This window comes from Mycobacterium xenopi (assembly GCF_009936235.1).
GTDB classification, from domain to species: Bacteria; Actinomycetota; Actinomycetes; order Mycobacteriales; family Mycobacteriaceae; genus Mycobacterium; species Mycobacterium xenopi.
The window spans coordinates 4,086,539-4,111,928 of the sequence record NZ_AP022314.1 but is presented as its reverse complement, the minus strand read 5'-3'; the positions used below and the strand labels follow the sequence as shown (position 1 = coordinate 4,111,928).

At 68.2% G+C, this 25,390-nt stretch carries 17 protein-coding genes and 2 pseudogenes; 9 read left to right on the top strand and 10 right to left on the bottom strand.

Annotated elements, in window-relative coordinates:
- Positions 1-55: 55 nt before the first annotated feature.
- From MYXE_RS19590 to MYXE_RS19575, 5 genes and pseudogenes are all read left to right on the top strand, one after another.
- Positions 56-3,280, top strand: coding sequence for a DEAD/DEAH box helicase (locus MYXE_RS19590; protein ID WP_085198084.1), 3,225 nt, complete (start codon positions 56-58; stop codon positions 3,278-3,280).
- Between the two features lie 94 nt (positions 3,281-3,374).
- Complete coding sequence (locus tag MYXE_RS19585; RefSeq protein ID WP_085198087.1) at positions 3,375-3,617, top strand: type II toxin-antitoxin system Phd/YefM family antitoxin; 243 nt, start codon at positions 3,375-3,377, stop codon at positions 3,615-3,617.
- 3 nt (positions 3,618-3,620) lie between these two features.
- Complete coding sequence (locus tag MYXE_RS19580) at positions 3,621-4,031, top strand: PIN domain-containing protein (RefSeq protein ID WP_085198089.1); 411 nt, start codon at positions 3,621-3,623, stop codon at positions 4,029-4,031.
- A 305-nt stretch (positions 4,032-4,336) separates the two neighbouring features.
- A pseudogene (locus MYXE_RS25375) lies at positions 4,337-4,519 on the top strand (type II toxin-antitoxin system VapC family toxin); the annotation flags it as partial.
- A 409-nt stretch (positions 4,520-4,928) separates the two neighbouring features.
- Positions 4,929-6,458, top strand: coding sequence for a serine hydrolase domain-containing protein (locus tag MYXE_RS19575; RefSeq protein WP_415624495.1), 1,530 nt, complete (start codon positions 4,929-4,931; stop codon positions 6,456-6,458).
- Positions 6,459-6,521: 63 nt separating this feature from the next.
- Here the strand turns inward: MYXE_RS19575 and MYXE_RS19570 are convergent, their stop codons facing one another.
- The 3 genes from MYXE_RS19570 to MYXE_RS19560 all read right to left on the bottom strand — a co-directional run bounded on the left by MYXE_RS19570 (position 6,522) and on the right by MYXE_RS19560 (position 11,119).
- Positions 6,522-7,673, bottom strand: a complete 1,152-nt coding sequence (locus tag MYXE_RS19570; protein ID WP_003921180.1) for an FIST signal transduction protein — start codon at positions 7,671-7,673, stop codon at positions 6,522-6,524.
- Between the two features lie 88 nt (positions 7,674-7,761).
- Positions 7,762-10,296: a YecA family protein gene (locus tag MYXE_RS19565; RefSeq protein ID WP_085198204.1), complete on the bottom strand. Its 2,535-nt coding sequence runs from the start codon at positions 10,294-10,296 to the stop codon at positions 7,762-7,764.
- Between the two features lie 103 nt (positions 10,297-10,399).
- A complete protein-coding gene (locus tag MYXE_RS19560; RefSeq protein WP_085198092.1) occupies positions 10,400-11,119 on the bottom strand; it encodes a TVP38/TMEM64 family protein in 720 nt (239 codons plus the stop codon).
- Between the two features lie 33 nt (positions 11,120-11,152).
- Here MYXE_RS19560 and MYXE_RS19555 point away from each other — a divergent pair, with 33 nt between their 5' ends.
- Positions 11,153-12,100, top strand: a complete 948-nt coding sequence (locus MYXE_RS19555) for a class I SAM-dependent methyltransferase (protein ID WP_085198095.1) — start codon at positions 11,153-11,155, stop codon at positions 12,098-12,100.
- A 12-nt stretch (positions 12,101-12,112) separates the two neighbouring features.
- Here the strand turns inward: MYXE_RS19555 and MYXE_RS19550 are convergent.
- The 5 genes and pseudogenes from MYXE_RS19550 to recC form a co-directional block, all read right to left on the bottom strand.
- Positions 12,113-12,363, bottom strand: a pseudogene (locus MYXE_RS19550) (YdeI/OmpD-associated family protein).
- A gap of 41 nt (positions 12,364-12,404) precedes the next feature.
- Positions 12,405-12,665, bottom strand: a complete 261-nt coding sequence (locus MYXE_RS24040) for an SDR family oxidoreductase (protein ID WP_085198098.1) — start codon at positions 12,663-12,665, stop codon at positions 12,405-12,407.
- 239 nt (positions 12,666-12,904) lie between these two features.
- Complete coding sequence (gene recD / locus MYXE_RS19540; RefSeq protein WP_085198101.1) at positions 12,905-14,677, bottom strand: exodeoxyribonuclease V subunit alpha; 1,773 nt, start codon at positions 14,675-14,677, stop codon at positions 12,905-12,907.
- Positions 14,674-17,931: an exodeoxyribonuclease V subunit beta gene (recB, locus tag MYXE_RS19535; protein ID WP_085198208.1), complete on the bottom strand. Its 3,258-nt coding sequence runs from the start codon at positions 17,929-17,931 to the stop codon at positions 14,674-14,676. The genes recD and recB overlap by 4 nt, the downstream gene beginning before the upstream one ends.
- Positions 17,931-21,215 (bottom strand): exodeoxyribonuclease V subunit gamma, encoded by a 3,285-nt coding sequence (gene recC / locus MYXE_RS19530; RefSeq protein WP_085198104.1) that lies wholly within the window; start codon positions 21,213-21,215, stop codon positions 17,931-17,933. The genes recB and recC overlap by 1 nt, the downstream gene beginning before the upstream one ends.
- Positions 21,216-21,323: 108 nt before the next feature.
- Here recC and MYXE_RS19525 point away from each other — a divergent pair, with 108 nt between their 5' ends.
- The 3 genes from MYXE_RS19525 (at position 21,324) to MYXE_RS19515 (ending at position 23,697) form a co-directional block, all read left to right on the top strand.
- On the top strand, positions 21,324-22,118 hold the full coding sequence (locus MYXE_RS19525; protein ID WP_085198107.1) for a class I SAM-dependent methyltransferase: 795 nt from the start codon (positions 21,324-21,326) through the stop codon (positions 22,116-22,118).
- Between the two features lie 5 nt (positions 22,119-22,123).
- Positions 22,124-22,579 (top strand): cyanase, encoded by a 456-nt coding sequence (gene cynS, locus MYXE_RS19520; RefSeq protein WP_462931601.1) that lies wholly within the window; start codon positions 22,124-22,126, stop codon positions 22,577-22,579.
- 98 nt (positions 22,580-22,677) lie between these two features.
- Positions 22,678-23,697, top strand: a complete 1,020-nt coding sequence (locus MYXE_RS19515; RefSeq protein WP_085198109.1) for a patatin-like phospholipase family protein — start codon at positions 22,678-22,680, stop codon at positions 23,695-23,697.
- A gap of 78 nt (positions 23,698-23,775) precedes the next feature.
- Here the strand turns inward: MYXE_RS19515 and MYXE_RS19510 are convergent, their stop codons facing one another.
- Both MYXE_RS19510 and MYXE_RS19505 read right to left on the bottom strand, forming a co-directional pair.
- Positions 23,776-24,471, bottom strand: a complete 696-nt coding sequence (locus tag MYXE_RS19510) for a crotonase/enoyl-CoA hydratase family protein (RefSeq protein WP_085198112.1) — start codon at positions 24,469-24,471, stop codon at positions 23,776-23,778.
- Positions 24,472-24,475: 4 nt separating this feature from the next.
- Positions 24,476-25,318: a hypothetical protein gene (locus tag MYXE_RS19505; protein ID WP_085198115.1), complete on the bottom strand. Its 843-nt coding sequence runs from the start codon at positions 25,316-25,318 to the stop codon at positions 24,476-24,478.
- Positions 25,319-25,390 lie beyond the last annotated feature (72 nt).

Below are 25,390 nucleotides of genomic sequence, written 5' to 3'. Positions count from 1 at the left end.
GCACCACGTGCGCGTGTCGCGGCTCGTTGTCAGACCCGATCGTTACGGTACGGGCATGCAGTCACCGGCGTATCCGCAGATCGACCTGGACAGCACGTTCGACGAGCTTGACACCGAGACCTGGCGCCGCGGCCTAGCGTACGCGCGCCAGGGGCGGGTGCTGGGCTGCCGGTGGGATCCGAAGCTGCGCAACCTTTTCGGCATAGTTCGCGGTAACCAGCCCCGTCCCTACACCACCACGGTGCGGCTGGTGCCGTTCGACACCCGCACCTGGTGCTTTGACACTGGATCTTGCAGCTGCCCGGTGCACTTCAACTGCAAGCATGTCGCCGCGATCGTCGCCACGGCCGCAGAAGCCACCATCAAGCCGGCGTCGCCTTCGCCAGCTCCGCCGCCTTGGCGGCAGTCGCTGGATGCGTTGCTTCCGTCGGCCCCGGCGAACGATCGCATCGGGACACCGCTGGCGATCGAGCTCAGCTTGTCGGTGAGCGGGCGGTCGCCGGCCCTGGACGCACGGCTGGTGCGGCCCGGCAAGCGCGGCGGCTGGGTCGCAGGCGACCTGCGCTGGGACAGGCTGCACATGCTGCGCTACAGCGATTATCCCGCCGCTCAGGTCCGGCTGCTGCAGGAACTGTATGCGACGTACCGGACGTCGCGCTCGAATTCGACTGTCTACTACGGGTATTCGTACGGCGACGAGAAGACGATGGCGCTGCTGCGATTCGACTCACCCCAGCTGTGGCCGCTACTGGACGAAGCGCGACGAGTCGGGGTGCGGTTGCTGCAGCCACGCCCCTGGCAGGACGTTCCGACGTACGCCACCGCGCGGTTGTGCCTGGATGTGACAGCCGGCACGACGGGCGACCTCACCGTCACGCCCGTGCTGAACGTCGAAGGCACCGCGACACGGCCCATCGCGTTCATCGGGTCGTCAGGTCATGGCGCGGTGTATGCCGACGGCGGGCTGCGGCTCGCGCGGCTGGACCAGCCGGTGCCGGAAGCGTTGCAGCGCATGGCACTCGGTGATAAGCCGCTGGTGATCCCGGCGGACCAAGCGCCGCAGTTCGCTACGGAGTACTACCCTAGGTTGCGCCACATCGCGGCCGTCACGTCGTCGGATGAGTCGTTCACGCCGCCCGAGGTCGTCGGGCCGGCACTGGTGCTGCGGGCCCACTACCAGGCCGACCACGAACTCGAGCTGGCCTGGGAATGGGAATATCGATTAGGCGACAACGGCTTTCGCGTACCGACAGGCACGCCGCAGCATGCTGCGTACCGAGACCTGGCTGCGGAGTACGCCCTTGCGTCGAGCATCGACGCTCCGTTGGAGCAGTGGGGGCTTCGCGGCGCCGACGGCACGCTCGCCGGAACACGGCTTTCCGGCGTGGACACCATGCGATTCGCCACTGAACTCCAACCGCTGCTCGCAGAGCTTTCCGACGTCGCGCTGGAGGTAACCGGCGACCCGGCCGACTACCGGGAAGCGGGCGGCTCGCTCGTGATCGCGGTGCGCACCGACGCGGTGCCCGGCGAGACGGACTGGTTCGACCTGGGTGTCACGATCAGCGTTGAGGGCAAAGCGGTTCCGTTCGTAAGCGTGTTCACCGCGCTGGCGTCCGGCCAATCGCACCTGCTGCTTGCCGACGGCGCCTACTTCGCGCTGGACAAGCCGGAGTTGGTGAAGCTGCGCCAGCTCATCGAAGAGGCCCGCGCGCTCACCGATGCCGACGAAGGACCACCCCGGATCAGCCGATTCCAGGTCGGGTTGTTCGACGAGCTGGCTGAGCTCGGAGTCGTGACGCGGCAGGCCAAGGCGTGGCAGCGGCAGGTCGGCGGGCTGCGGGCGCTGCAGGGCTTGGAACCGACGGCGGTGCCGGTCGGCCTGCGCGCGCAGCTGCGGCCGTATCAGGTCGACGGGTTCTCGTGGCTGGCGACCCTGCACGCCCACGGGCTCGGCGGGATCCTGGCCGACGACATGGGCCTGGGCAAGACCGTCCAGTCGCTGGCGTTGATCTGCCATGTCCGCCAACAGAATCAGGCCATGGCACCATTCCTTGTCGTCGCACCGGCCAGTGTGGTGGCGAACTGGGCCGCCGAGGCCGCGCGGTTCGCGCCGGAGCTGTCGGTGGTACCGATCTTCGACACGCTGCGCCGCGCCGGCGTCGACCTCGACGAGCTGGCGGCGGGCGCCGACATCGTGGTCACCTCCTACACGCTGTTTCGGCTGGACTTCGACGCCCACGCCGCCCGAACGTGGTCCGGGCTGATCCTCGACGAGGCCCAATACGTCAAGAACCACCACGCCAAGACCTACCAGTGCGCACGCCGGCTGCCCGCACCGTTCAAGCTGGCGATCACCGGCACACCGATGGAGAACAATCTGATGGAGCTGTGGTCGCTGCTGTCGATCACCGCCCCGGGGTTATTCCCCCACCCGGTGAAGTTCGCCGACTACTTCGCTAAGCCCATCGAAAAGACCGGCGACGCCGAGCTTTTGGCCCTGTTACGCCGCCGGATCAAGCCGCTGGTCAAACGGCGCACCAAGGAGCTCGTGGCCGCCGAGCTACCGCCCAAGCAAGAGCAAATCCTCGATATCGAGCTGCCGCCGCGGCACCGGGCGCTGTATGACAAGCGGCTGGCCCGCGAGCGGCAGAAGGTGCTTGGCCTGTTAGACGACATGCAGCGCAACCGGTTTACCATCCTCAAGTCGCTGACCGTGCTGCGTCAGATGGCGCTGCACCCCGGGCTCGTCGACCCGGCACACGACACGCTGGCCAGCGCGAAGATCGACGCGCTGGCCGAGCAGCTGCGCGACGTCGTCGGCGGCGACCATCGCGCGCTGGTGTTCAGTCAGTTCACCCGTTTCCTCGGCCGGGTCCGCAGTCGCCTCGACGCCGAAGGCATCGGCTACTGCTACCTCGACGGGCGAACCCGCGACCGCGCCAACGTGATACGGCGGTTCAAAGATGGGGACGCACCGGTTTTCCTGATCAGCCTCAAGGCCGGTGGGTTCGGGGTGAACCTCACCGAGGCCGACTACTGCTTTTTGCTCGACCCGTGGTGGAACCCGGCCACCGAAGCCCAGGCCATCGACCGCACCCACCGCATCGGCCAGACCCGCAATGTCATGGTGTACCGGCTCATCGCCCGCGACACCATCGAGGACAAGGTGCTGGCCCTCAACGCGCGCAAAGCCAAGCTGTTCGCCAGCGTGATCGACGACGGTGACGTGTTTGCCTCCGCCCTGACCGCCGACGACATCCGGGGTCTGCTCGCCTGAGCGGACCGCACCTTGACCGGTTTCCGGCTGCCGACCCGTTCGGGTAGTATGCGCCAGGCTCGGTCCTGGTAGCAGTTCTCCTACCATCGTGGTCATGGCAACGATTCCCCAAAAGGAACTCCGCAATAACGTCGGCGAGGTTCTGCGCCGGGCAGAAGCGGGCGAGGAGATCACGATCACCGTCGCAGGCCGGCCGGTGGCGCAGCTTGGCCCCGCCATGCAGAAGCGGTGGGTCAGCGGGCCGGGGTTGCGGGCGGTCTGGCGCACGCCGGCTCCCAAAACACTGGGCGCCGACCTCAAGCGGTTCCCCGCCTCGATGGCCGGTCCGTTCGACTAACCGATGCGCGCAATAGTCGATACCTCCGTTCTTATCGGGGAGGAACCGCCCTCGCGCGTCGAGGCCGCGATCAGCGTTGCCTCGATTGCCGAGCTGCACTTTGGCGTTCTCGTCGCAGCCGACGACGATGAACGCGCGCTTCGTACGGCGCGGCTCGGCGCGATCGAATCCGCGTTCGATCCGCTTCCGGTCACGGCCGAGGTCGCGCGAGAATGGGGCCGGCTGTCGGCCGCTGTGCGCAACCGGGGCGGCCGGCCGCGGCGCCGCTCGGTCGAGCTCGTCATCGCCGCTACCGCAAACGTTCACGGCGTGCCGCTCCTGACCCACAACGCAGGGGACTTCCGGATCATCGATGACCTCGTCGACGTTCGTCACCCATCGGAGGTGCCGGGGCTGGGTGCGGACGCGCAATAACCGCCGGCGGTCGCTAGTTTGTCGCTGAAAGTCGCTCGGAGGCGGGCACTTCGCATAATCGTCCGCCAACGGTGGCTGGTGTGGCAGGCGGGACTCACTCGACGAGCGGCGCCATCGACGCGGTAAACGTATGCAACGCATTGCGGTCCGCGACCGAGCCGATTTCCACGGCCGCGAAGAAATCGGCGAGTGAAGATTCCGCCACGCAGGCCCTTCGCGTCGGTCTCCACGGCCTCGCCGATCTAAATTGCTTGCCCGTGAGGCCGGCGTCGTTCAGTCTGCGGATCACGAAGCCGGTCCTTCACGCCGAGCAGGCCGCCATCGCCGTCCGCGCCTAGCGTGACTTTGGCCGGGGCAGCGGACTTCCGCGCGCACTCAACCTCGGCGACTGCTATTCCTATGCGCTCGCCGCGGTGACCGGCGAGCCGTTGCTGTATGTCGGTGGCGATTTCGCCCACACCGACGTCACGGCCGCCTACCGCCCCTAAAGCATGCGGCAGCCACCGACGTGTTCACGCTGCAGTAATCGTCGACGACGTCGACTCTCATCGCGAGAGTGTCAACAAGTTCGAAGGTGCTGCGGGCAGGTTGTCGACGGTGAAGAGCGCGAAGACGCGGCTCAGCGAACCGATTCACCAGGCGGCACGGCCGTGCGGACCTACCAAATCCCAGCCCACCCCGGTGCTGGCGTCGTCGCAAGTAGTCAGCAATGCGGACGAAAACGAGTGTGCCCGTGGATCTTCAGGCGAACGGTAGCGCTGCGCAGGCACAACGAGTGAACCGGATCTCGCGCGCATCGGCCCCTGGCCTGTCGCGTTGTTCCCGCGACTACCCGCCGGACTCGCTACGCTGACACGGGTAATCATCGGCGACGGCTCTCATCGATCCCGGACCGGTCTGCGGGGCCCGGCCCGCAAGCCGTCTGCGCGAATTGCCATTGCTGTCGGGACTGTCGTGCTTGCACTCGCCGCGGGTTGCGCGCGTGGCCACGAAGCGCAGACAAAACTAAGCGACAAAGCCAAAGCAACGCCGGCGCCGATTGCGGCACCCATCAATGCAGCGCACCCAACCGTAAGCGAGAGCGCGCAGGCGACGCGGCCACCAGAACCGTCGCCCGCCCCCGACTTCGCGCCGGTCTCCACGTTGATGAACGACGCGGTTGCCGCACAGCGGCTGCCGGGCGCTGTGGTGGTGATCGGGCACGGCGGCCAAGTCGTCTTCCATCAGGCGTACGGTGCGCGCAAGCTGGCCGGCGAACCGGGGCTGGACGGATCGCCCGCACCGGCCGAGCCGATGACCGAGGACACCATCTTCGACATCGCGTCGCTGACGAAGGGCCTGGCGACGGCGACCGCCCTCATGCAGCTCTATGAACAAGACAAGGTGCAGTTCGACGATCCCGTGCAGAGGTATTTGCCCGACTTCAACCCGGCCAACGACCCGCAGCGCGCACAGGTGACAGTTCGCATGTTGCTGACTCACACGTCAGGCGAACCGATAGACGTCAACCTCGCAGATCCGTGGGGACTGGACACCGTCGATAAGACCGAAGGCATCCATCGGGCACTCACCACGCCGCTGCAGGCGGCGCCCGGTGAGGTTTTCCGCTATTCCGACATCAACTACTTATTGCTCGGCGCACTGCTCGAAAAGCTCACCGGCGAGGACGAAGACATTTATGCTCAGCGCAATATCTTTGCACCGCTGGGTATGACAGACACTAGCTATCTTCCCGCCGCCAAAGCATGTGGCCCACACCAGACTAGGGGAGCGGCGGTTGTCTGGGCACCCGGGCACATGCCGACCGACTGCCCGGAAGGCAGTTGGAGCGCAAGCCTTTTGACGCGCATCGCACCGACAGCACATGATGAAGAAAGCAGGGCCGATCCCGGCAAGAACCCCGATTACGACGCCCTGCTTCGTGGCACTGTGCATGACCCGACGGCACGCCGCATGGGCGGAGTGGCCGGGCATGCCGGCGTGTTCTCGACCGCGCACGATGTCGGTATCTATGCGCAGGCCCTGTTGGATCGGCTCGCAGGCCGTCCGAGCATGTTTCCGCTTAAGCGAACGACATTGGAGTTGATGACGACTCCGCAGCAGCCCGGGCATAGTGCCCACCAACTCGACGCTGCCAACGCCGCCGCCCGCCAAGCAATCGCGAAGACGTATCCAGCGATCAAGGGGCAGAACCTGTTCGGCTTCGGCTGGGATATCGATACGCCATATTCGATGCCGCGCGGCAGGGTGTTTCCCGTCGGCAGCTTTGGAAGCACCGGGTTCACCGGGACCTCGCTATGGCTGGACCCAGGCTCAGATACTTACGTGGTCCTGCTCTCGAACGCCATCCACGTGCGCGGCAGTTCACCGATCTCGGATCTGCGCGGTGACGTCGCTACCGCGGCAGCGCGCGCCGTGCGCGCTTGAGGGCCAACGCCGCGCGGCGAGGACCTGTAGGGCAGATGAGACGGATCGCGATCGGCCGGCACCTCATTCCAGGAACAGCACCATCGACGCGGTAAACCCGTGCAGCGCGTTGCGGCCCGCGATCGGGCCGATCTCCCCGGCGGCGAGGAAACCGGCCAGCGGAATGCCGCCCAGCAGCTCGGAAATGGTTGAGGCGTCGTGATCGGCGACCCCGAACATGCGCCGACCCCGCCCGTTGCAGGTGAACAACAGCGCCCCCACCGGGCGCCCGGGCAGCTCAGCCAACGCCCGCTCCACGGCCAGGCGCAGGTCCTTGTCGGCGCTTACCGGGTCGCGGACCTGAAACTGCACGGTCGCGCCTACCTCGATCACCTGGCCGATCTCGATCGCCCCGGTCGAGGGGTCGGCGCCCACCAGGCCGCGGATCACGAAGTCGCCCTGCCCCGGGGTCGCCAGGTGCTCGTCGACGACGATGCCGATCTGCAGGCCGCGGCTGATGAGTTCCTGCTCGCCAGGCGGCAGCCCCTCGACGATCTCGCGCAGCCGCAGCAGCGGCGGCAGCCCGCCCAGCTCGGTGATCACCGCGCCGTCCGCGCGGGTCACGATGTATGGGTGGCCGATCGGCCGGCAACCCTGCGACACGATCGGAACGGCCCGCCCGCCGGGCAGCCGCATGCCGACCAGACCGGAGCTATGGACGTCACGGTCGCGGAATAGTCGGGCATCGCCCGATCCGCGCCCGCCGCTGACCAGACCGCCCACCAGTGTTGCATCCGGCCGGTCGGTGTTGAGGTGCTCAATGAGCAGGTGCGACGGGAACGTGTACGGGTCGGGCAGCAGCAGGTGCAGATCGTCGCCGGTCCGGTCGAAGCGGTAGCCGCTGAGCAGCCCACCCGAACCGGCGCGGATGAAGTCCAGGTGGAACGTCTCGGCGGGCAGGCCGGAGGCCAGCCACACCGTCACCGCGGACTCATCCTCGAACTCGTGGCGGCCGGCGACGACGGCCTGCGCCACGCAGCCGACCAGCGCGGGCGGCTCGACGATTTCCTGCGCTGCGCCCAGGACCTCGGCAGCGTGGTCGGTGTGCGACTGTGACGCGAGCAGTACGGCCAGCGACGGCGTCTCACCGGCGAGTTCGTCGCGCGCCTGCGCTGCCGCCTCCGCCGCGGCCTGTCGCGCGTCGGGCGCGGTGGAAACCCCTACTGCGATCCGCACCCTTCCATGATGCGCCGCCAAGGCCGCCACATTCGAGGTTGTCGTTGCACCGCTGCGACGTCGCCACCGTCGGGCGCCGATCTGTCGGCTACCGCAGCCCGAGCGCCGCGCGCAGCCGGTCGGCATCCATACCGCCGCCGGCGGCTGGACCGGCGGGAAAGCCGTCCAGGAGTTTGATCAGATCGCCGCGCCGGGTGGGGTCGTCGGCGGCCTGCCGCGGGGTGTGGCCGTCGAGCGCGGGAATCGGCTCGTCGAGCCAGCGTGTCTCGTAGTCCCGGATGAATTCCTCAAGGGCCGCAGCCACTTTGGGATCGGCAGGCTCAAGCGGGTCCGCGTCGGGCAGCTCCTCGGCCAACCGCGCGACCTGCCGCATGTCACGCATCGGGCGGCGCTCGTCGTCCAGCACGTTCATCGCCGGGTCGAGGCGGGCCAGCGTGGCCAGCACCCGCTCCATCCGTTCCTCGCTGTTGGTCTCCACCCGCAGCGTGTCGCCGTCTAAGGCCAGCGTGGCCCGAATCCGTTGCACGCCATCGGTAATGACGAGCTCGAACCATTGCGGCCCGTCGCCGTCGACCCGGTCGTAGGTGTCGTCGAGCGCGGCCTGGATCCTGGCTGGGTCACTCACCCGAACGCGGGCCTCGCAGAGGGTCAGCGGGTCGCCCTCGGTGTTGACTAGCGTCGGCGGCGCGAACCGGCGGCTCAGCCACGCCACCAATGTCACCGGGTCGGGTTGGGTGTCGAGCAGGTCGATCAGCGCATCGCGCTCGTGCAGCGCGACCGGGTCGATCCCGCCGAAGATCAGCATGGTGTCCCCGGCGGGCAGCACGCGGGTACAGATCAGCTGTCCGGGCTCGAGCTGGCGGCTGGCCGTTCGCTCACGCACCGCGTGCCGCTCGCCGGTGCGCACGTCGCGCAGGGTGACGCCCTGGCCGCGGCGCACCTGTTCGACGTCGAACACCGACCGCTCGACCAGCAGCCATTGCTCGGCGAGCAGCCGTTCGTCGTCGGGCAGCAGCCACCCGCGCATCTCGAGGAACTCCGCGAACGCCCCGCCCTCGAACAGCACCGCGTCGATCACCAGCGGATCGTCCAGCGCCCGCTCCAGCGCGTCGGGATCGTCGTCGGCGTGCCGGCAGCGCTCGTAGCCCACCGTGATCAGCAGGTCATTCCAGCCGCTCCGCAGCGCGTGCTGGACGGCCTTCGCATACAGCCAGCGTGCCCGCTCGGCCAGCGGCAACCGCTCACGCCCGAGATGGCATTTCTTGTACTTGCGACCCGACCCGCACCAGCACGGTTCGTTGCGGCCGAGCCCGCTTCGCGGCTCGGCCCGATACTGCCGCAGCAGCTCGAACAGCGGGTAGTCCTCGTCGACGCCAGCGCGGCGCAGCAATCCCAACCCGTGCTCGACGTCGCCGCGATCGGAGGCAAAGCGGGCCAGGTCCAGCAGCGGCAGCGGCCAGTCCGGATCCATCGACTCGGCCGCCAGCAGCTCACGCTCGGCCGCGTCGATGGCGCCGAGCCGTTCCAGCGCCACCGCGCGCAGCCAGCGAAACGCGACTTGCGCCGGACGTGGCACCTCCGGCTCCAGCATCGCGGCCAACAAGGCCAGCCCGGCCGCGCCCTCGCAACCGCTGCCGATCGTCTCGTCCACCAGCAGCACTGCCAGCAGCGGGTCGGCCAACGCGGCCCCGAGCTTGCCCAGCAGTTGGAAGAGCCGGTCGTCGGTGGGTCGCGGCGCGGCCTGGTCGTGCGGCTCGCCCGATTCGGCGGCGTCGATCCCCAGCGATACCTGCTCATGCAGTTGCACCAGCGTGTATACCGCGAACGCGTCGTCGGGGTCGATGTCGTGGCGTTCCACCAGCCGCGCGCAGCCGCGTTCGAAATCCCAACGGGCGAAATCGAATCCGGCCGGTGCGAGCCATTCGCCGCGTCGGGTCAGGCCGCAGTCGTCGGCGATCTCGCTCAGCGGTGCCAGCGGCTCGGTAAATGCCGCCGGATCCTCGACGCACGCCGTCCACACCACCTGGTCGAAGAGCCGCGGCTCGTCGTCATCGAGCACCGCCGCCAGCCGGGCGCCGACCTCCGCGTGCGGTACCGGTGCAGTGACGCGTTCGATCGTGAGTCCCTGTTCGGTCAGCCGCAGCCCCACCAGGTCGCCCTCGGTCACCTGCAACCCCGTAAGCGTGCGCGGCTCCAGCAGCAGCGCACCGCCCGGGTCGACTGCCTCGACGGGGATGCCGCGCTCCTCGAGCAGCTCGTCATCGAACTCGGCGAGCACGACCTGGGCCGCCGACCCGTCGACGAGCCGCTGATACTCGTCGTGTTCGCACAGCGAGGTGATCGGGTCCAGGTCCGGCGACACAGCAAGCATGTCGTGGGCCACCTCGTCGGCACCGAGCCGGTGGGTAAACACGCGGCCCGCGAGCACCGCCGACAGCCAGGCCCATCGCTCGTCCACGAGTTCCCTTGCCGGACATTCCATTTCAATGTCCGCCGGTGACGGTATATCCGGTTCGGCGACGCCGGCCTCCCGCAGCCGCTGCCCGATCTCGTCGATGTGCAGCGGGCCGTGTTCGGTCAGGATCCTCGCGAGGGCCTGCATCGGCTGGACCGTTTTAGCCATGGCGACCACCCTAGGCCGCCCGCGGTGGGCCGTGAAGCCACGGACCGCGGCGTGTCGGAGGACTGGGCGCTGGAGTGCCGCGGTTTCGTCCGCGACACTCCGGTCAACATGCGTCGCTATCGGAATCCGGGCGGCCACTGCCCGGCCGATGATGCGCACGCCATGTCCGGTAGCCGCGCCGCGCAGCGTCCACCCCGACGACCGCGGTCACGCACCACACCACGATCGCCGCGTAGGCCAACGGTTTCGACCGCTCCGCGATCGAAGCGCCCAGCGCGGTGTAGACGAACGCCCGCGGCACCGAACCGACAAACGAGCCAACCGCCATCTGCCACGACGGAACTCCGAACGCCCCGAACGCGTAGGAGGCGAGCGCATCCGAGATGCCCGGAACGAAGCGCTGTCCGACGACCGCCCACAGCCCGCCTCGGTCGATCAGCGCATCGAGGCGTTCGGCGTGTTGGGTGCCCAGCAGAGCCCGCGCGCTGTCCCGCCCGGCCCGACGGCCGACGAAACTCGCAACCACCGCGGTGCCCACCGTCGCACCCAATGTCACGGCGATCCCCAGCAGCGGACCGAACAGAAACCCGCTGCCCGCGGCCAGAACCGGGCCCGGCACGAACACCGCCCCAAGCCCGGCCGACACCACGACATAGGCCAGCGGCGCCACCGGCCCTGTCGCCGAGATCGCCCGCCGCAGCGCCGCGACGTCGATGACCTGCTTGACGGCCACCAGGTAAAACACCACGAACAACACGCCGGCGAAGAGCGCCAGCCGCAGGATGTGGCGTCGACGGGATGCCACCGGGGAGGTGTGGTTCATGTCGGCCGCGATTCTTCCGTAGGGTCGGATGACGTGGCGAGAACCGAGAACGACACCTGGGAAATCACCGAAAGTGTGGGCGCAACCGCGCTGGGCGTAGCGGCGGCGCGGGCCGCGGAAACCGAGAGCGACGACCCGCTGATCCGCGATCCGTTTGCGCGGGTTTTCCTCGACGCCGTCGGCGAGGGCGTGTGGACCTGGTATGAGGCTCGCGAACTGCCCGCCGAGGTGGTCGAAGCCGAGCCCGAGTTGCCGCTGCGGATGCGGTCGATGGTCGACTATTTCGCTTCGCGGACAAGGTTTTTCGACACGTTCTTCCTCGACGCCACCGCCGCGGGCATCCGCCAGGTGGTGATCCTGGCGGCGGGTCTGGACTCCCGGTCCTGGCGGTTGGCGTGGCCCGACGGCACCACGGTCTACGAGCTCGACCAGCCCCGGGTGCTGGAGTTCAAATCCTCGACCTTGGCCGCGCACGGCGCGCAGCCGGCCTGCGACCGGGTCGCCGTCGCGGTGGATCTGCGCCAGGACTGGCCAACGGCGTTGCGGCAGGCGGGTTTCGACGTCTCAGCGCCCAGCGCATGGTCGGCCGAGGGGCTGATGCCGTATTTGCCGGCGGCGGCCCAGGATTTGCTGTTCGACCGGGTCCAGGGGCTCACCGTCACCGGCAGCCGGATCGCCGTCGAGGCGCTAGCACCCAACTTCGCCGACCCCGAAGCCCGCGCCAAACGGCGTGAGCGGATGGATCGCGTCCGCGAATTGATGGCCCGGGTCGACCCGCAACGCGAAGTGCCCCGAACCGACGAGCTGTGGTATTTCGAGGAGCGCAGTGACGTCGGCGACTGGCTGCGCAGGCACGGCTGGCAGGTGACGGTGACCCCGTCGGCCGAGCTGATGGCCGGGTATGGCCGCCCACTCCCCAAGGAAGTCGAGGACACGGCCCCGCGGAATTTGTTCGTCTCCGCTCAGCGGACGCAGAGCTGACGCGGTTCGCGCTCACCTGCCGGTGCGCTCGCGGTGCTTGCAGCCTGGCCAGCAGCAGGGCGGCGCTGGCCTTCTTCAAGCTCTTCTTGAGTTCGGCGAATGCGGCGCTGTCGGGTTTTCTCTTGCTTGGCGTCCTCGACCCAGCAGATAAACTCGTTGCGCGCCAAGGGTGTTATGTCGTTCCAGGCGGCGAGTGCCGCGGAGTTGCCGAGCAGCGCCTCACGCAGGTCAGCAGGCAGCTCGTGCACCACACCGCCAGGCAGATGTTCGCTCACGGTGGCCAGGGTAACTTCCCGCGCCGCGGCTAGCGCTTGTACATCCGCGTGACGACGGGCAAGGCCAGCGGGGTCGGGATGAACCGGGAGGACGCCAGGAAACTTCGCACGTGCGGCCCGCCGGGAACCACTGTCGCGCGGCCGCGCTCGGCGGCCTTCAGGGCGTCGGCGACTACCCGCTCGGCGGGAACTCGGGCGAATGCCGGGAGCCGGCTGACCAGGAAGTCGGCGTCGTTGACCGTCTGGAATTCGGTTGGCACCGGGCCGGGGCAGACGGCGGTAACCGTCACACCGTATCGCAATGGCGTTGCGGTATTCACGGCGCAGCGTCGGATGGCTGGCGCGTGTAGCCTCACTTACCGAGCCAGAGTTCCACGCCAATGTCGACGAGCCGAATTTGCTTGTCCCGGAACGGGAATATCGGCCAACATCTGCTCAAGTTGTGTCGGCGTGTAAGCCCGTTTCAGCAGCATGGCGACGCTGCGCGATCAGACGTCGGAACGGGAACTGCGTTCGGTCGTGAACCTGGCTACTTGCCGAACTGTTCAGGACTGTCAACCACTACTCGGGGGCGATGAATCCCATGCGACGCGGCCAGCCGCTGGGCTAGCCCGCTGGCTCGCAGCGCACGCCGCTGAATTGCCGTCCGCACCGAGTCGTCCGAGCCGACCACCCGCACCTTGCGTTTGGCGCGGGTTACCGCGGTATACAACAATTCTCGGGTCAGCAGCCGCGAATCCTCTTGGGGCAACAGCACGGTCACCTGATCAGCCTGGCTGCCCTGGGATTTGTGGATGGTCATCGCGTGCATGGTTTCGACGTCGCCGAGCCGACTGGTCGCATAGTCCAGCGGTCCGCTCGCACCCGAGATCGCGGCCCTCAACCCATCCGGGCCCGCCACCGCGACCCCGGTGTCGCCGTTGTAGACACGCAGCCCATAGTCGTTGGCCGTCACCAGCAGTGGCCGCCCGGCATACCAGTCCGACCACGTCGGCATACCCGTCTCTTCGGCGAGCCAGGTCTCGACTTGGCGGTTCCAGTACCGCACACCGCGAGGCCCGTCGCGGTGAGCGCATAACAAGCGATGCTCACCCAAGATCGCCAACGCCTGGTCGGCCGCGCCTAAAGTCGCAGCCTCCCGCAACCGAAGCGCGTGCGGCACCAGGATGGTCCGCAGTCGCTGGGTCGGGTCGGGATCCTCGACGAACTCGAGATGCTCGTCGCCCGACCGCAGCAGCGCCACGGCACGCTCGGCGTCGCCGACCCGGATCGCGTCGGCCAGCGCCCCGATCGATTCGCCGAATCGGTGCGAAGTCCGCAGCGCCGCAACCTCCACATCGGTGCGCGCCGACAGCCCGTCCACCAAATCGGCCAGCACCGCCCCGGCCTCCACCGACGCCAGCTGGTCGGCGTCGCCGACCAGGATCAGGCGGGCTTGCGGACGCACCGCCTCCAGCAGCCGCGCCATCAAGGTCAGCGACACCATGGACGTTTCGTCGACCACAATCACGTCGTGCGGCAACCGGTTCCCGCGATCGTGTTTGAACCGTGAAGACGTACGGGGCCTCGAGCCGAGCAGCCGATGCAGCGTCATCGCCTGCAGCTCGCCCAGCCGCGCCCGGTCGGCCGCATCGAGCTTGTCGAGCTCCACCGCCACCGCCTCCTGCAGCCGCGCCGCCGCCTTGCCGGTCGGTGCCGCCAACGCGATCCGCGGCCGCGACGCCCCAGCGGCTTCGGCCTGCTCGGCCAGCAGCGCGAGCAACCGTGCGACGGTGGTGGTCTTGCCGGTGCCGGGCCCGCCGGTCAACACCGTAACCTGTTGTGACAGCGCCAGTTTCGCCGCCTGCCGCTGCTCTTCGAAACCGGCTGGGAAAAGCCGCTCGAGGGCGGGCAGCTCGACCGCAGGCGTCGAGGTCAGCAACGCCGCCAGGTCGGTGCACACCTGATCTTCCTCCCGCCAGTAGCGGTCCAGGTAGTGCAGCCGGTCGTCGTAGAGACGCAGCACCGGCGGCTCGCCCAGCAGCGGGCTAGCCCGCACCGCCGCCAGCCACTCAGCGGGTTCCGGCCAGGCGACGTCGTCAGCGTCGGCGGTCGAGGCGACCGCCGCCAGGTCGACGCACACCGACCCGGCCCGCAGCCCGCGCACCAAAACTGCCACGGCCAGCGCCACCCGCTCGTCCGGCTCCCGGCCGAGTGCGCAAATCCGTTCCGCCACATGCACATCCGCGACGTCCAGCACACCTGCCTGCTTGAACGTGTGCAGCAGACCGGTGGGGCCGGTAGCGACTTCGGTGTCGGTCATGCGGCCTGTCTCCCGGCGTCGAGCAGGTCGGAAAGCGCCACCACCAGCTGGGCCGGCGGCCGCCACCCGAACACGCCGCACCCGGGTGTGTCGGGTCCGCACATGCCCCGCACGAACAGGTACAACACCCCACCGAGATGGGTCCCGGGGTCGTAGCCGGGCTGGCGCCACCGCAGAAACCTATGCAGCACAACAACATACAGCAGCGCCTGCAGCGGATAGTCGGAGTGCAACATCGCCTCAGCGAGCCGGGCGGCACTGTAATCTGCCGCGGTGTCGCCCAGGCGGTTGGTTTTGTAGTCGGCGAGCAAGTAGCGCGGGCCGGGTATGCGCAGCACCACGTCGATCGAGCCGGTCAAGTATCCGCGCAGCGACTGATGAGCCAGCGGCGCCGAGGTCAGCCGCTCAGCATACGGCGCGAGCGGATCACCCGCGGGCAGGTGTGACCGCAGCAGCTCGCCCACGTCGCGCACCCACACCTCGGGCGCAGCGTCGCGCAGGTCGCCGCTGGCCATCGGCATCTCGAAATCCAACTCCCGCAACCGGTCTCCGGCGCCGATCTGACGCAGCGTCAACCCTGCGGCCAGCGGTCCCAGCGGCGTGTCGTGCATCGGCACCAGCGCACTGGCCAATTCGTCAGCGGCAACGTCGACCGGCCACCACGCCAAATGCCGTCGCACCTGCGCGTCGAGCTCGGCCTGAAGATCGGCCGCCGAGGGGTCCGCCGTCTCCAGCACCGCGTGCACCAGCGACCCGAATGCCGCACCAGACGGCATTGCGGCCAGCGGCGAGGCAATGTCGAGACCGGGAGCAGGTGCGGTAACAACGACGCTGTCCACCTCGTCGTCGCGGGTCGTGGCCTCGGGCTCGCTGGCCACGTCGACGGATTCCGGCTCACGCACCAGCGCCGAATACGAGGTGCGCCGCCAGCCCGTGTCGATCGCGCGGTGAAAGTGCCGCACCTCGAAACCGGTCGGCGGGCCGCCGGTTTCGACAGTGGCAGGGGAGACGATCACCGATTCCTCCACCGCCGGCCCGCCCGCGGCCTCCCAACATTTGAACACCGCCCACGCGTCGTCGTCGGTGATGCCCGGTTCACACGTGTCGGGCACCTCAGGCTCGCCGATACCGCGACCGCGCAACAGCCGCGAAAGGCCGCCGTTGACTTCGTCTTTGGTGGGGGCCCACCACGTCACCACTTGCGATTGTGCCCGGGTGAGCGCGACATAGGTGGCCCGCAGGTTGTCGTGAGCGTTCTCACGCAGGTTCAGCCTCTTGGCGGCCTGACGTTCGGCGCTGCGATCTTGGCCGCCGATGTAGAGGCAGCGTGTGTCGTCATCGTGATAGAGCAGGATGTCGTCGCTGCGCGCGTTCCGGTTGAACGCGAACGGCAGGTACACGATCGGGAACTGCAATCCCTTGGCCACGAACACCGTCATGATCTGCACCGCGTCGGCGTCGCTGTCCAAGCGGCGACTGTGTTCGGTTACCCGCGCGCGGGTATCGCACTGGCGGCGCAGCCAATCCCGCAGCGCGGGCATGCTGTAGCGCTCCCGGTGCGCCGTCTGGTGCAGCAGCTGCGTGATGTGCGCCAGGTCGGTCATGTGCCGCTCGCCGCCCTGCTCGGCGAGCACGCGTCGGCCCATGCCCGCCCGCTGCGCGGCCTCGAACACGGCGGCCACACCGCGACGGCGGGCATGACCCGCCCACTCGCGCAGCGTTTCGGCCACCCGATCGGTCAGCGCATCACCCTCGGCGGCCAGGGTTTCGGCGGTCGCACCGAAGAACAACGTGCACGCGGCGGCGCGGACCAGCCCGCTGCGGTGCGGCGCGTCGAACGCTTCCAGCAGACACAACCAGTCCTTGGCGGCCTGCGACTCGAACACATCGCTGTCGCCGCTGTAGATCGCCGCAATGCCCGCGCTGGCCAAAGCATCTCGGCATGCCCGCGCGTCTTCGTGCCGGTTGACGATCACCGCGATGTGCCCGGGCTGCACCGGGCGACCGGCATAGGTGGCGCCGCTGGCCAACAGGTCTGCGATGTCGGCGGCCAGATCGGCGGGAATGTGTTGGCGCAGTCGGGCGATCGGGATGAGAGTGTCCGGGTCGTAGCCGAGCGCTGAGCGTTTGACGACGCGCAGCCGAAACGGCGCGTTGTGCGGGGCCCCGGCCAGCCGGTGCCCGTCGTGGTGAGCGTCGATGTCGTGCACGACGATCTCGGAGTGGCCCAGCGCTGCGCCCTGCAGCACGGTTTGCAGGCTGTCGACGAGCGGTTTGTCGCTGCGCCAGTTGACGCCCAACGTGTAGCGGGCATCGGCGGTGCGGGCCGCTTTGAGGTAGGTGTGGATGTCGCCGCCACGAAACCCGTAGATGGCCTGCTTGGGGTCGCCGATCAGGATCAGCGTCGCGTACCCGCTAAATGCGCGCTCGAGCACCTGCCACTGGATCAGGTCGGTGTCCTGGAACTCGTCGACCAGCACAATGCGCCAGCGCCGCCGCATCCGGTCGCGGGCCGGGGAATCTTGGGCCTCAAGGGCTTTTGCCAGCCCGGTCAGCAGGTCATTGTAGCTAAGGATGCGCAGCCGGCGCTTGCGGTGGTCGAGTTCCCTAGTCACGTCGGCGGCGAAGCGCAGCCGGATGCCGGCCTCCGATTCGGGGTCGGGATCCTGGGGGCGAAGCTGCGCGCACGGGTCGTTCACGACGCAGTGAGCCAGCTCACGCGCCTGCTGGTAGCTCAGCACAGGGTCGTTTTCCGCTGATCCGAAGTGCGCGAGGTAGAGGTCGTCGACGATTTCGGTGACCAAGTCGTCGAGGTTTTCCTGCAGCTTGACATCAGCGGCTGTGTCGCCCGCTACGCCAAGCGATTTGAGTACCCGGCCGCAGAACTCGTGGGTGGTGGCGATGGTCGCCGCATCGAAGTTGGCCAGCGCGTCACGCAGCCGCGCCCGGCGAACCAGGCGCTCGTCGCCGTCGTCGCGTGTCAGCTGCCCAAGCAGGTCGGCGCCGGCCGGCATGCGACCCTCCAACGCCGCCACGGCTTCGACGATCTGGCCGCGAACCCGCTCGCGAAGCTCGCGGCTTGCGTTGCGATTGAACGTGATCAGCAGCATTTCGTCGAGCGTGATGCCGGTCTCGGCGAGATAGCGGGTGACCAGCGCGGCCAGGGCAAACGTCTTACCGGTGCCGGCGCTGGCTTCCAGCACCGTGGTGGAGCCGTCCCGCGGCAGCGGGCCGAGCAGGTCGAAGCGATCCATCAGCCCGGCTCCTGCGTCGCCTGAATCAGCGGCGACCACAACCGCGCCGCCAGCGCGCCCAGCCGGGTATCCTCACCGGGCATTTCCTCGCCCGGGCGCGGCGGCCCGAGCAGCACGTCGAGCTGCGCCTTTTTGCCGAAAGCCGTTTCGATGGCCGGCTCCTCGTGCTCGCCACGGTAGTGGTTCGCCGAAACCCACCGGCGGCGGGCGGCTGCTCGCGGGTCGGTGCCCGAGTCGCGGGCCCTGGCCCAGGCGTACGACGTCTTGACCGGCAGCGGCAGCGGCTCGCGGCGACCGTTGTCGTACAGCGTTGCCAGCTCACGCAAAATCTCGACAGCGTTTCCCGGCGCCCGAAGTGCCTGCGCCTTAACCCGGTCGGTGTCCGTGTCGCGTCGCCCTATGCACATCGCCGTCCACGCGCGGCTCGGCTCGTCGGCGGCCAGCGCAAGCAGCCGCAGCCAGCATTGCAGCAGATGCCTGCCGTCCAGCTTCGAATAGGTCACCTCCACGATGCGGTCGCCGAAAACCGGTGTGACCGTGCCGGTGAGGCTCCGGCCATCGCCGAGGTCGACGGCCACGTCGTGGGCGCGCGGCTCGCCGTGGCGTGCCCGCAGGGTGGCCTCGGCAAGCTTGGCGGCGCGATCGCGAATCTTCTTGGCTTTGCGCCAGCCCAGCTGCCCCGGCGGCAATGTGCCGCGCCGCCACTCGAATTCGGCCGCGGTGCGGGCGTCGATGCCGCGCAGCATGTCGTGCAGCATGCGGTCGCCGACGATCCACTCCTGCAAGGCGCTGATCTCGACCGGCATCGCGTCCTCGACCGCGTCGACGTCCCACGGCAGCGTGTAATCCAGCGCCCGGAAGAAACCCTTGACCGGGTCTTTGAAGAACTCCAGCAGATCGGCCAGCGCGATGTCGCCGGGCGGCGGCGCGGGCAGCACGTCGCCGATGAACCGCCTTGGCGGACAGCGTTTCCCGGCTGCCGCCTGGGCTGCGGTCAGCGCGGTGGGGTCGAAGGTGAACGGTGTGCCGGGCACCAGCTCACCCGGTGTGACGTTGCGGCGGTCGAACGGCTGCAGCGGGTGTTTGGTCACGACGTGTTCGCGCACCGGCGCTTGCGTCGTCTGGTCCAGCGCATCAAGCAACTCGGCCAGCGGCACCGCCGGCGGGCGCTCGTGACCGGAGTGCTCGTCGGCGCCGGTATACGTGATCACCAGGGTCTCGGTGGCCGCGCAGATGGCGTCCAGCAGCAACTGGCGGTCCTCGGACCGGACGTCACGCTCACCGGTCATCGGGCAGCGGGCCAGCACGTCGTCGCCGTCCGGTGCGAGCAGTCGCGGAAACACCCCGTCGTCGAGCCCGACCAGGCACACCACCCGATGCGGCACCGAGCGCATCGGCACCATCGTGCACACCGTCAGCATGCCGGTGCGAAAGTTCGCCCGGGTCGGTCGCCCCGCCAACTGTGTGTCCAGCAGCGAGCGCACATCGGGCAGGCGCAGCACCGTCGATTCCCGAGATCCCGCCTGCGCCAACACTTTTGTGAACTCGCGCTGCAGCTGGGCTTGCTGCCACGCGTCTTGCGGCTCGGTCAGCATGCCGACGCCCTCGCTCAATGCCTCCAGCCACTGCGTCAACGGCTTTGCGCCACTGAGCTTTTCGACGACGTCGTGCAGTTGGTCGACATATTCGGCGAGCCGTCCCGCCAGCTCCACCCGGTCGCTTCCGACGTCGTCGAGCGGCAGCGCGGTGCCCAGCCAGGCCCGCGAGTCGTCGGACATCGCGACCCCGGTCAAGATGCGGTCGAGCCCGAACCGCCAGGTGTTGTGCACGATGTCGCCCAGCCCGTAGGGCCGACGGTGGCACTGGTCGAAACCCCAGCGGATATTGGCATTGCGCACCCAGTCGGTGATCACGTCGAGGTCGTCGTCGCTGAACCGGAACCGGGCCCGCACCGGCGCAGCCTGCGCCAGGTCGAGCACCTGGCTGGCGGTGGCGCGGGTCCCCGCGATGGCCAGCAGCGCCGCGGCGACCGCGAGCAACGGGTTGGTCTGGTTGAGCGCTCGGTCGGCCAGCTTCACCCGTAACCGGTGCGCGGGATGGCTGTCCGCGGCGGTCTCGCCGAGCCCGAAGCTGGCGACGATCAGCGGCGCGTAGGTCTCGATGTCCGGGCACATCACCACGATGTCGCGCGGCTCCAGCGTCGGGTCGTCGTCAAGCAGCCCGAGCAGCACCTCGCGCAGCACGTCAACCTGCCGCGCCGGGCCGTGACAGGCGTGCACCTGCACCGAGCGGTCGTGCGCGGCGAGAACCCGCCCCTCGGGCCGGATCGCGTTGGCGGCGATATCGGACTGCAGCCAGCCCAGCAACGTCTCGGGTTTGCTTGCGCCGCCGAGGAATTCGTCGGAGGCGGGATCGGCGGGCAGCGCCCGCTGTAGCTCGCGCAGGTCGCGGCCTAGCGTCTCCAGCAGGGTGTGGTTGGCGCAGTGACGGCTGGTGTCCTCGGCGCGCGGCACCGTGCCGTGCACACCGGACAGCGCCCGCCAGAGGTCGTCGCTGGGATGCGGCAGCCACAGGTGAAGGTCGTGGTGGGTGGCCAGCGCGTCGAGCAGCTCGACTTCGGTGCTGGCCAGCCGGGTATGCCCGAACAGCGACAGCCGTGGCGGCAAATCCGCCGGCCCCTCCCGCAGCCGGGCCACGGTCTTCTGGTGACGGATATGCGGGGGATCGGCTTGGGTGCGCTCCACCAGCGCCCGCCACAGTTGCGGCTGCCAGGCCAGGTCGGCGTCGAGACCGTCCGCGTTGCCGGCCAGCCAGTCGATCAGCAGCTGCGGCCGCTGCCGGGCATACGACGCGAACAGCCCGGCCAGCCGCCGCGCCACCGAATAGCGTCGGCCGCGTCGCAGCTCCGCCTCGTCGTCGGTGTCGAAGTGGCCCAAGTGTTTTGCCAGCGGCTCACACCACGGCTGGTCCAGCGAGCAGTCGATAACCTCCAGCAGCGGCCAGGTCATCGCCTCCGGCGACCAGGGATCGTCGTCGACAGTGCCGGTGATCTCGGCGATCAGCGAGCCCGGGCTGCGAAACGCCACGCCTGCGCACACCCCGTCGGCGCCGCGGCCCCGGCCCAGCACGTGCGAAAGCCGCTGGCTTAGCCAGCGTTCCACGCCGCGCGCCGGCACCAGCACCAGCTCCTCGGCGAACGGGTCGGCCAGCGGATCGGACAACAATCTGGCCAGCCCGTCGGCGAGCAGGTCGGTGCGTTCGGCACGGTGCAGGTGAAGCGCCATCGCGGCGTCACTATAAGCCGGGCCGCCGACACCGGAGGCGGCTTCGCCGCCGCCCCGCACCGCCGATGGCAGCATGGTCGATGGCAGCGGCGCGGACGAGAGGACGACATGGAAGCCGGGGATGCCTTCGCCATGACGCAAACGGCGACACACGGCCACAAGGGCGACTACGGAATCGACGGGGCATTCCATACCATTTCGGCGCCCGCGCAAGGCGCGGGGATCGCCGTAGCATCCGCCGCCCTGCTGGCCTGGGCCGCGATCGGCCTTGCCCGCGGTAAACGGGCGACCGCCGCGCTGGCGGGAACCGCGGGCCTCGGGATGATCGGCAGCGCCGGCCTCTACCTGCACGCCACCCGGATCGGCAAGTTTCAGGTGTGGGACGAGATCCTCGACGGGCTGCGACTGCGGGGCGACGAGACGCTGCTGGATCTGGGGTGTGGTCGCGGCGCGGTGTTGCTGGCCGCGGCGAAGCGGCTGCCCCGCGGGCGGGCTGTCGGCATCGACCTGTGGCGCGCCGACCAGACCGACAATTCGCCGACCGCCACGATGACCAACGCGAGACTAGAAGACGTCGCCGACCGCGTCGAGGTGCGCACCGCCGACATGACCGCGCTGCCGTTCGACGACGAAAGCTTCGACGTGGTCGTGAGTAGCCTTGCCATCCATAACATTCCGACGCGGGAAGGCCGCCGCCTGGCCCTGCTCGAAGCGGTGCGCGTGCTGCGCCCAGGCGGCCGGCTGGCCATCGCGGACCTGTGGGAAACCCGTCAGCATGCCCAGCAGTTGCGCGAGCTCGGCTGGGCCGATGTGCAGCGACGCAACCTGGGATGGCGCATGTGGTACGGCGGTCCGTGGGGGGCGACGCATCTGGTGATCGCGACGAAGCCGGGTGCATCCTGAAACCCATGAATCGAAACGAGATCACCGAACAAATCGTGGCGGCCCGCTTGGAAAAGGGTCTGTCCTGGCAGGAACTCGCCGACGCGATCGGCAAACCGGTGGCCTGGACCATCTCGGCGCTGCTGGGTCAGCAGCCGATCCCGGCCGAGCTAGGCAAGGTGCTCGTGGAGATGCTGGGCCTCGACCAGTCGGTGGTGCCGGTGCTGGCGGCGCCGCCGATGCGCGGCGGGCTGCCCACCGCGGTGCCGACCGACCCGACCATCTACCGCTTCTACGAAGCCCTGCAGGTCTACGGGCCGGCGATCAAGGAGCTGATCCACGAACAGTTCGGCGACGGCATCATGAGCGCGATCAACTTCAGCGTCGACGTGCAGAAGAAACCGCATCCGTCGGGCGATCGGGTAGTCGTGACATTCGACGGGAAATTCCTTCCCTACGAATGGGTTGCGGCTGAAAGCTAACGGCCTCCGCGGCAATCGGCAGCACTGCTGCCCAGCATCCGTTTGACAGCTGAGCGGTGCTGACGTGTCTGGTGTGACGGCTGGGTAAGCTGTCCCCAATGGGGAGGGAGTCGACGGACGACGCGCGGGACAGCAAGCTCGCGGACCTTGTCCTTTCCGGCGGAGGGGTGAAGTTCATCGGGCTGGTGGGCGCCATCGTCGCCCTTATGGACGCCGGATATTCGGTGCAAAGGGTCGCGGGTGTCTCGGCCGGCTCGGTGGTCGGCGCAATCCTTGCGGCCGCCTCGAAGGGGAGCCAGCTGACAGCCGAGGAGATCACGGAGCTCGCGCTGTCTGTGCCGCTGCGCAAGTGGCGCGACGCGGGGCCCGTCCCTGTCGTCGGATCTGCGGTGGGGCTGCTCCGGCAAACCAGCATGTATCGTGGCGACTTCGCCTATGAGTGGGTGCGCAGTGAACTGAAGAATCTCGGCGTGACGACGTTCGGCGATCTGGCCTTCGACGAGGGCCACCTGCTCGAGGAACGCCGATACAAGCTCGTGGTCACAGTCGCAGACCTAACCACCAGCCAGCTGGTGCGGTTGCCGTGGGACTATCGGCGCGTCTACGGCCTCGACCCCGACGAGCAGCTAGTCGCCGATGCGGTGCGCGCCTCGATGGCGATCCCGTTCTTCTATCCTCCGGTCTCATTGACCAGCGCCGAGGGACTGACGTCGACCCTGGTCGACGGCGGCGTGCTGTCGAACTTCCCGATCTACTGTTTCGACCGATTCGACGGCAAGCCGCCGCGGTGGCCGACCTTCGGGATAACAGTGCTGCCCAAACTCGCCGAAGGCATCCACAATCTTTTCCCCGCGCTCACCCCGCTACGCCTATTGGGACCGACGGCGCTGTTGCAAAGTCTCATCACCACCATGTTGGTTGGTCGTGACCAGGCCTACCTGAACCAGCCATGGGTTAAGTCCCGCGCAATCCAGGTGGTTTCGACCGACGTCAACGTTCTCGATTTCGGCATTTCAAGAAAGAACCTCGAAGGGCTCTACCACAAGGGGTATGCGGCCGCGCAGGAATTCCTGTCGACCTGGGACTGGTCCAGCTACCTTGATCAGTTCCGCCCGTAGTGACCAGTGAGGTATCCCCCATAGTTCGCGATGCGGTCTGCTTGCCCATGTCACCCAAGCAGAAATGCCCTAGGCAACCTAGAGCCCGAACTCGGTGGCCATGCCGTCGATCCCGGCCCGGATGCCGTTGAGCGCCTCGGCGCGCGTCCGCAGCTTGGTCGCGGCGTGAGCGTGCTGGTTGAGCGTGGCGAACTCGCGGGCGGCTTCTTCGGCGCGGGAACGCACCATCTCGGGCAGCACGATCTCATCGATCCAGCCCGCCGCGATCGCGGTCTCGCCGAAGAAGGTTTTGGCCAGCCCAGCGGCCTGCTGAAACGCCGACGGCGTCAACCGAAGCTTCATGATTTCCAACGCCGGGTACGGAATCGTCATACCGATCGCGACCTCGTTGGCCTGAATGTTGTAGGCGGGCGCGGCAATTCGATGATCCCCACTGGAGAGCAGAAACGCGCCCATGGCGATAGCGTGCCCGGTGCAAGCCATCACCACCGGCTTGGGATACGACAGCAACCGGTGGGCGAGTTCGAAACCACCCTTGAGCATTTCGAGCGCCGGCTGCACCTGCCCGCCGGTCAGGATTTTCAGGTCGAACCCGCCGCTGAACACCCGGTCGTTGCCGGTGATCACCACGGCGCCCACGTCGTCGCGGTCGGCGTTGTCCAGCGCTTCGTTGAGGGCCTGCTGCATGGTGGGACCCAATGCGTTGACCTTGCCGTCGTCCATCCGGATGACCGCGATGGTGTCGTCGCGACGATAGGTGACCGGGCTGCTCATCGCGTCAGACCCGCTGGTCGTGGTGCTTGCCCAGCTCCTCCTCGGCCTCACCCCAGCGCAGGCTGACGTCGGTGGGCTCCTCGAGTTGCCGCGTGCGCCAACGGTCCTGGGTCTCTCGCACCGCGCGGTTGATGCGCTCGATCTCGCTGCGGAACACGTCGGGCCGGGTTTCCTTGCTTGCGTAGTGGAAGTAGGTCAGCAGGCTGCGCAGCAGCTCCAACTTTTGCTTTTCCCGCTTGGCCAGGTCGTGGGTCGTCATCAACTCGACGCGCTGCACCGGCGGCAGGGCATCCCAGTCGAGCACCACATTGGTCTGGAGGGGACGCCGCTCGCCTTGCCAAAACTTCCAGCTGCGCGGCTGCTCGGGGCGGTCGTAGTAGGTGACGGTGCCCGAGAAGCGGGACTCGATGCCCTCGCCGAGTTCGGCGCGGTCGAGCGCCGAATCCCACACCATGCGCCACTCCTGGCCGGGTGCGAGCACCGGCAGTTCGCTGGGCAGCTTCAGTTCGACGACGTCGGCGTAGCCGTCGCGGGCGTTTTCGTATTCAGCCACGGTCGGCGGGTTGGTGAACGAAAACCGGATGTCGTAGGCCGCGGTCTTGCCGAAGTTACGCACCACCAGTTCGATCACATGCCAGTCGGCGGCGTGCGGTTCCATGAACATGGCGACGTGCGGGCGGGTCTGCTCGGCGGTCAAGCGGTTGCGGCGCTGGATCTGCCGGTTGGTGTAGATGATCGCGACGACTCCAAGTGCGAGCGCAACCCACGCGGCCCACGCCAACCACGTGCCCCAGCCCGCGCTGGTCACGCCTTGCCAGCGGTTCTGGATCCATCCCGTCGAATCCATCCTCCGCTTATATCACACGCGCCGGTACGCACCGGAAAGTTGGCTGACGCGCCCGCTTTGCTGAGCGGTGAA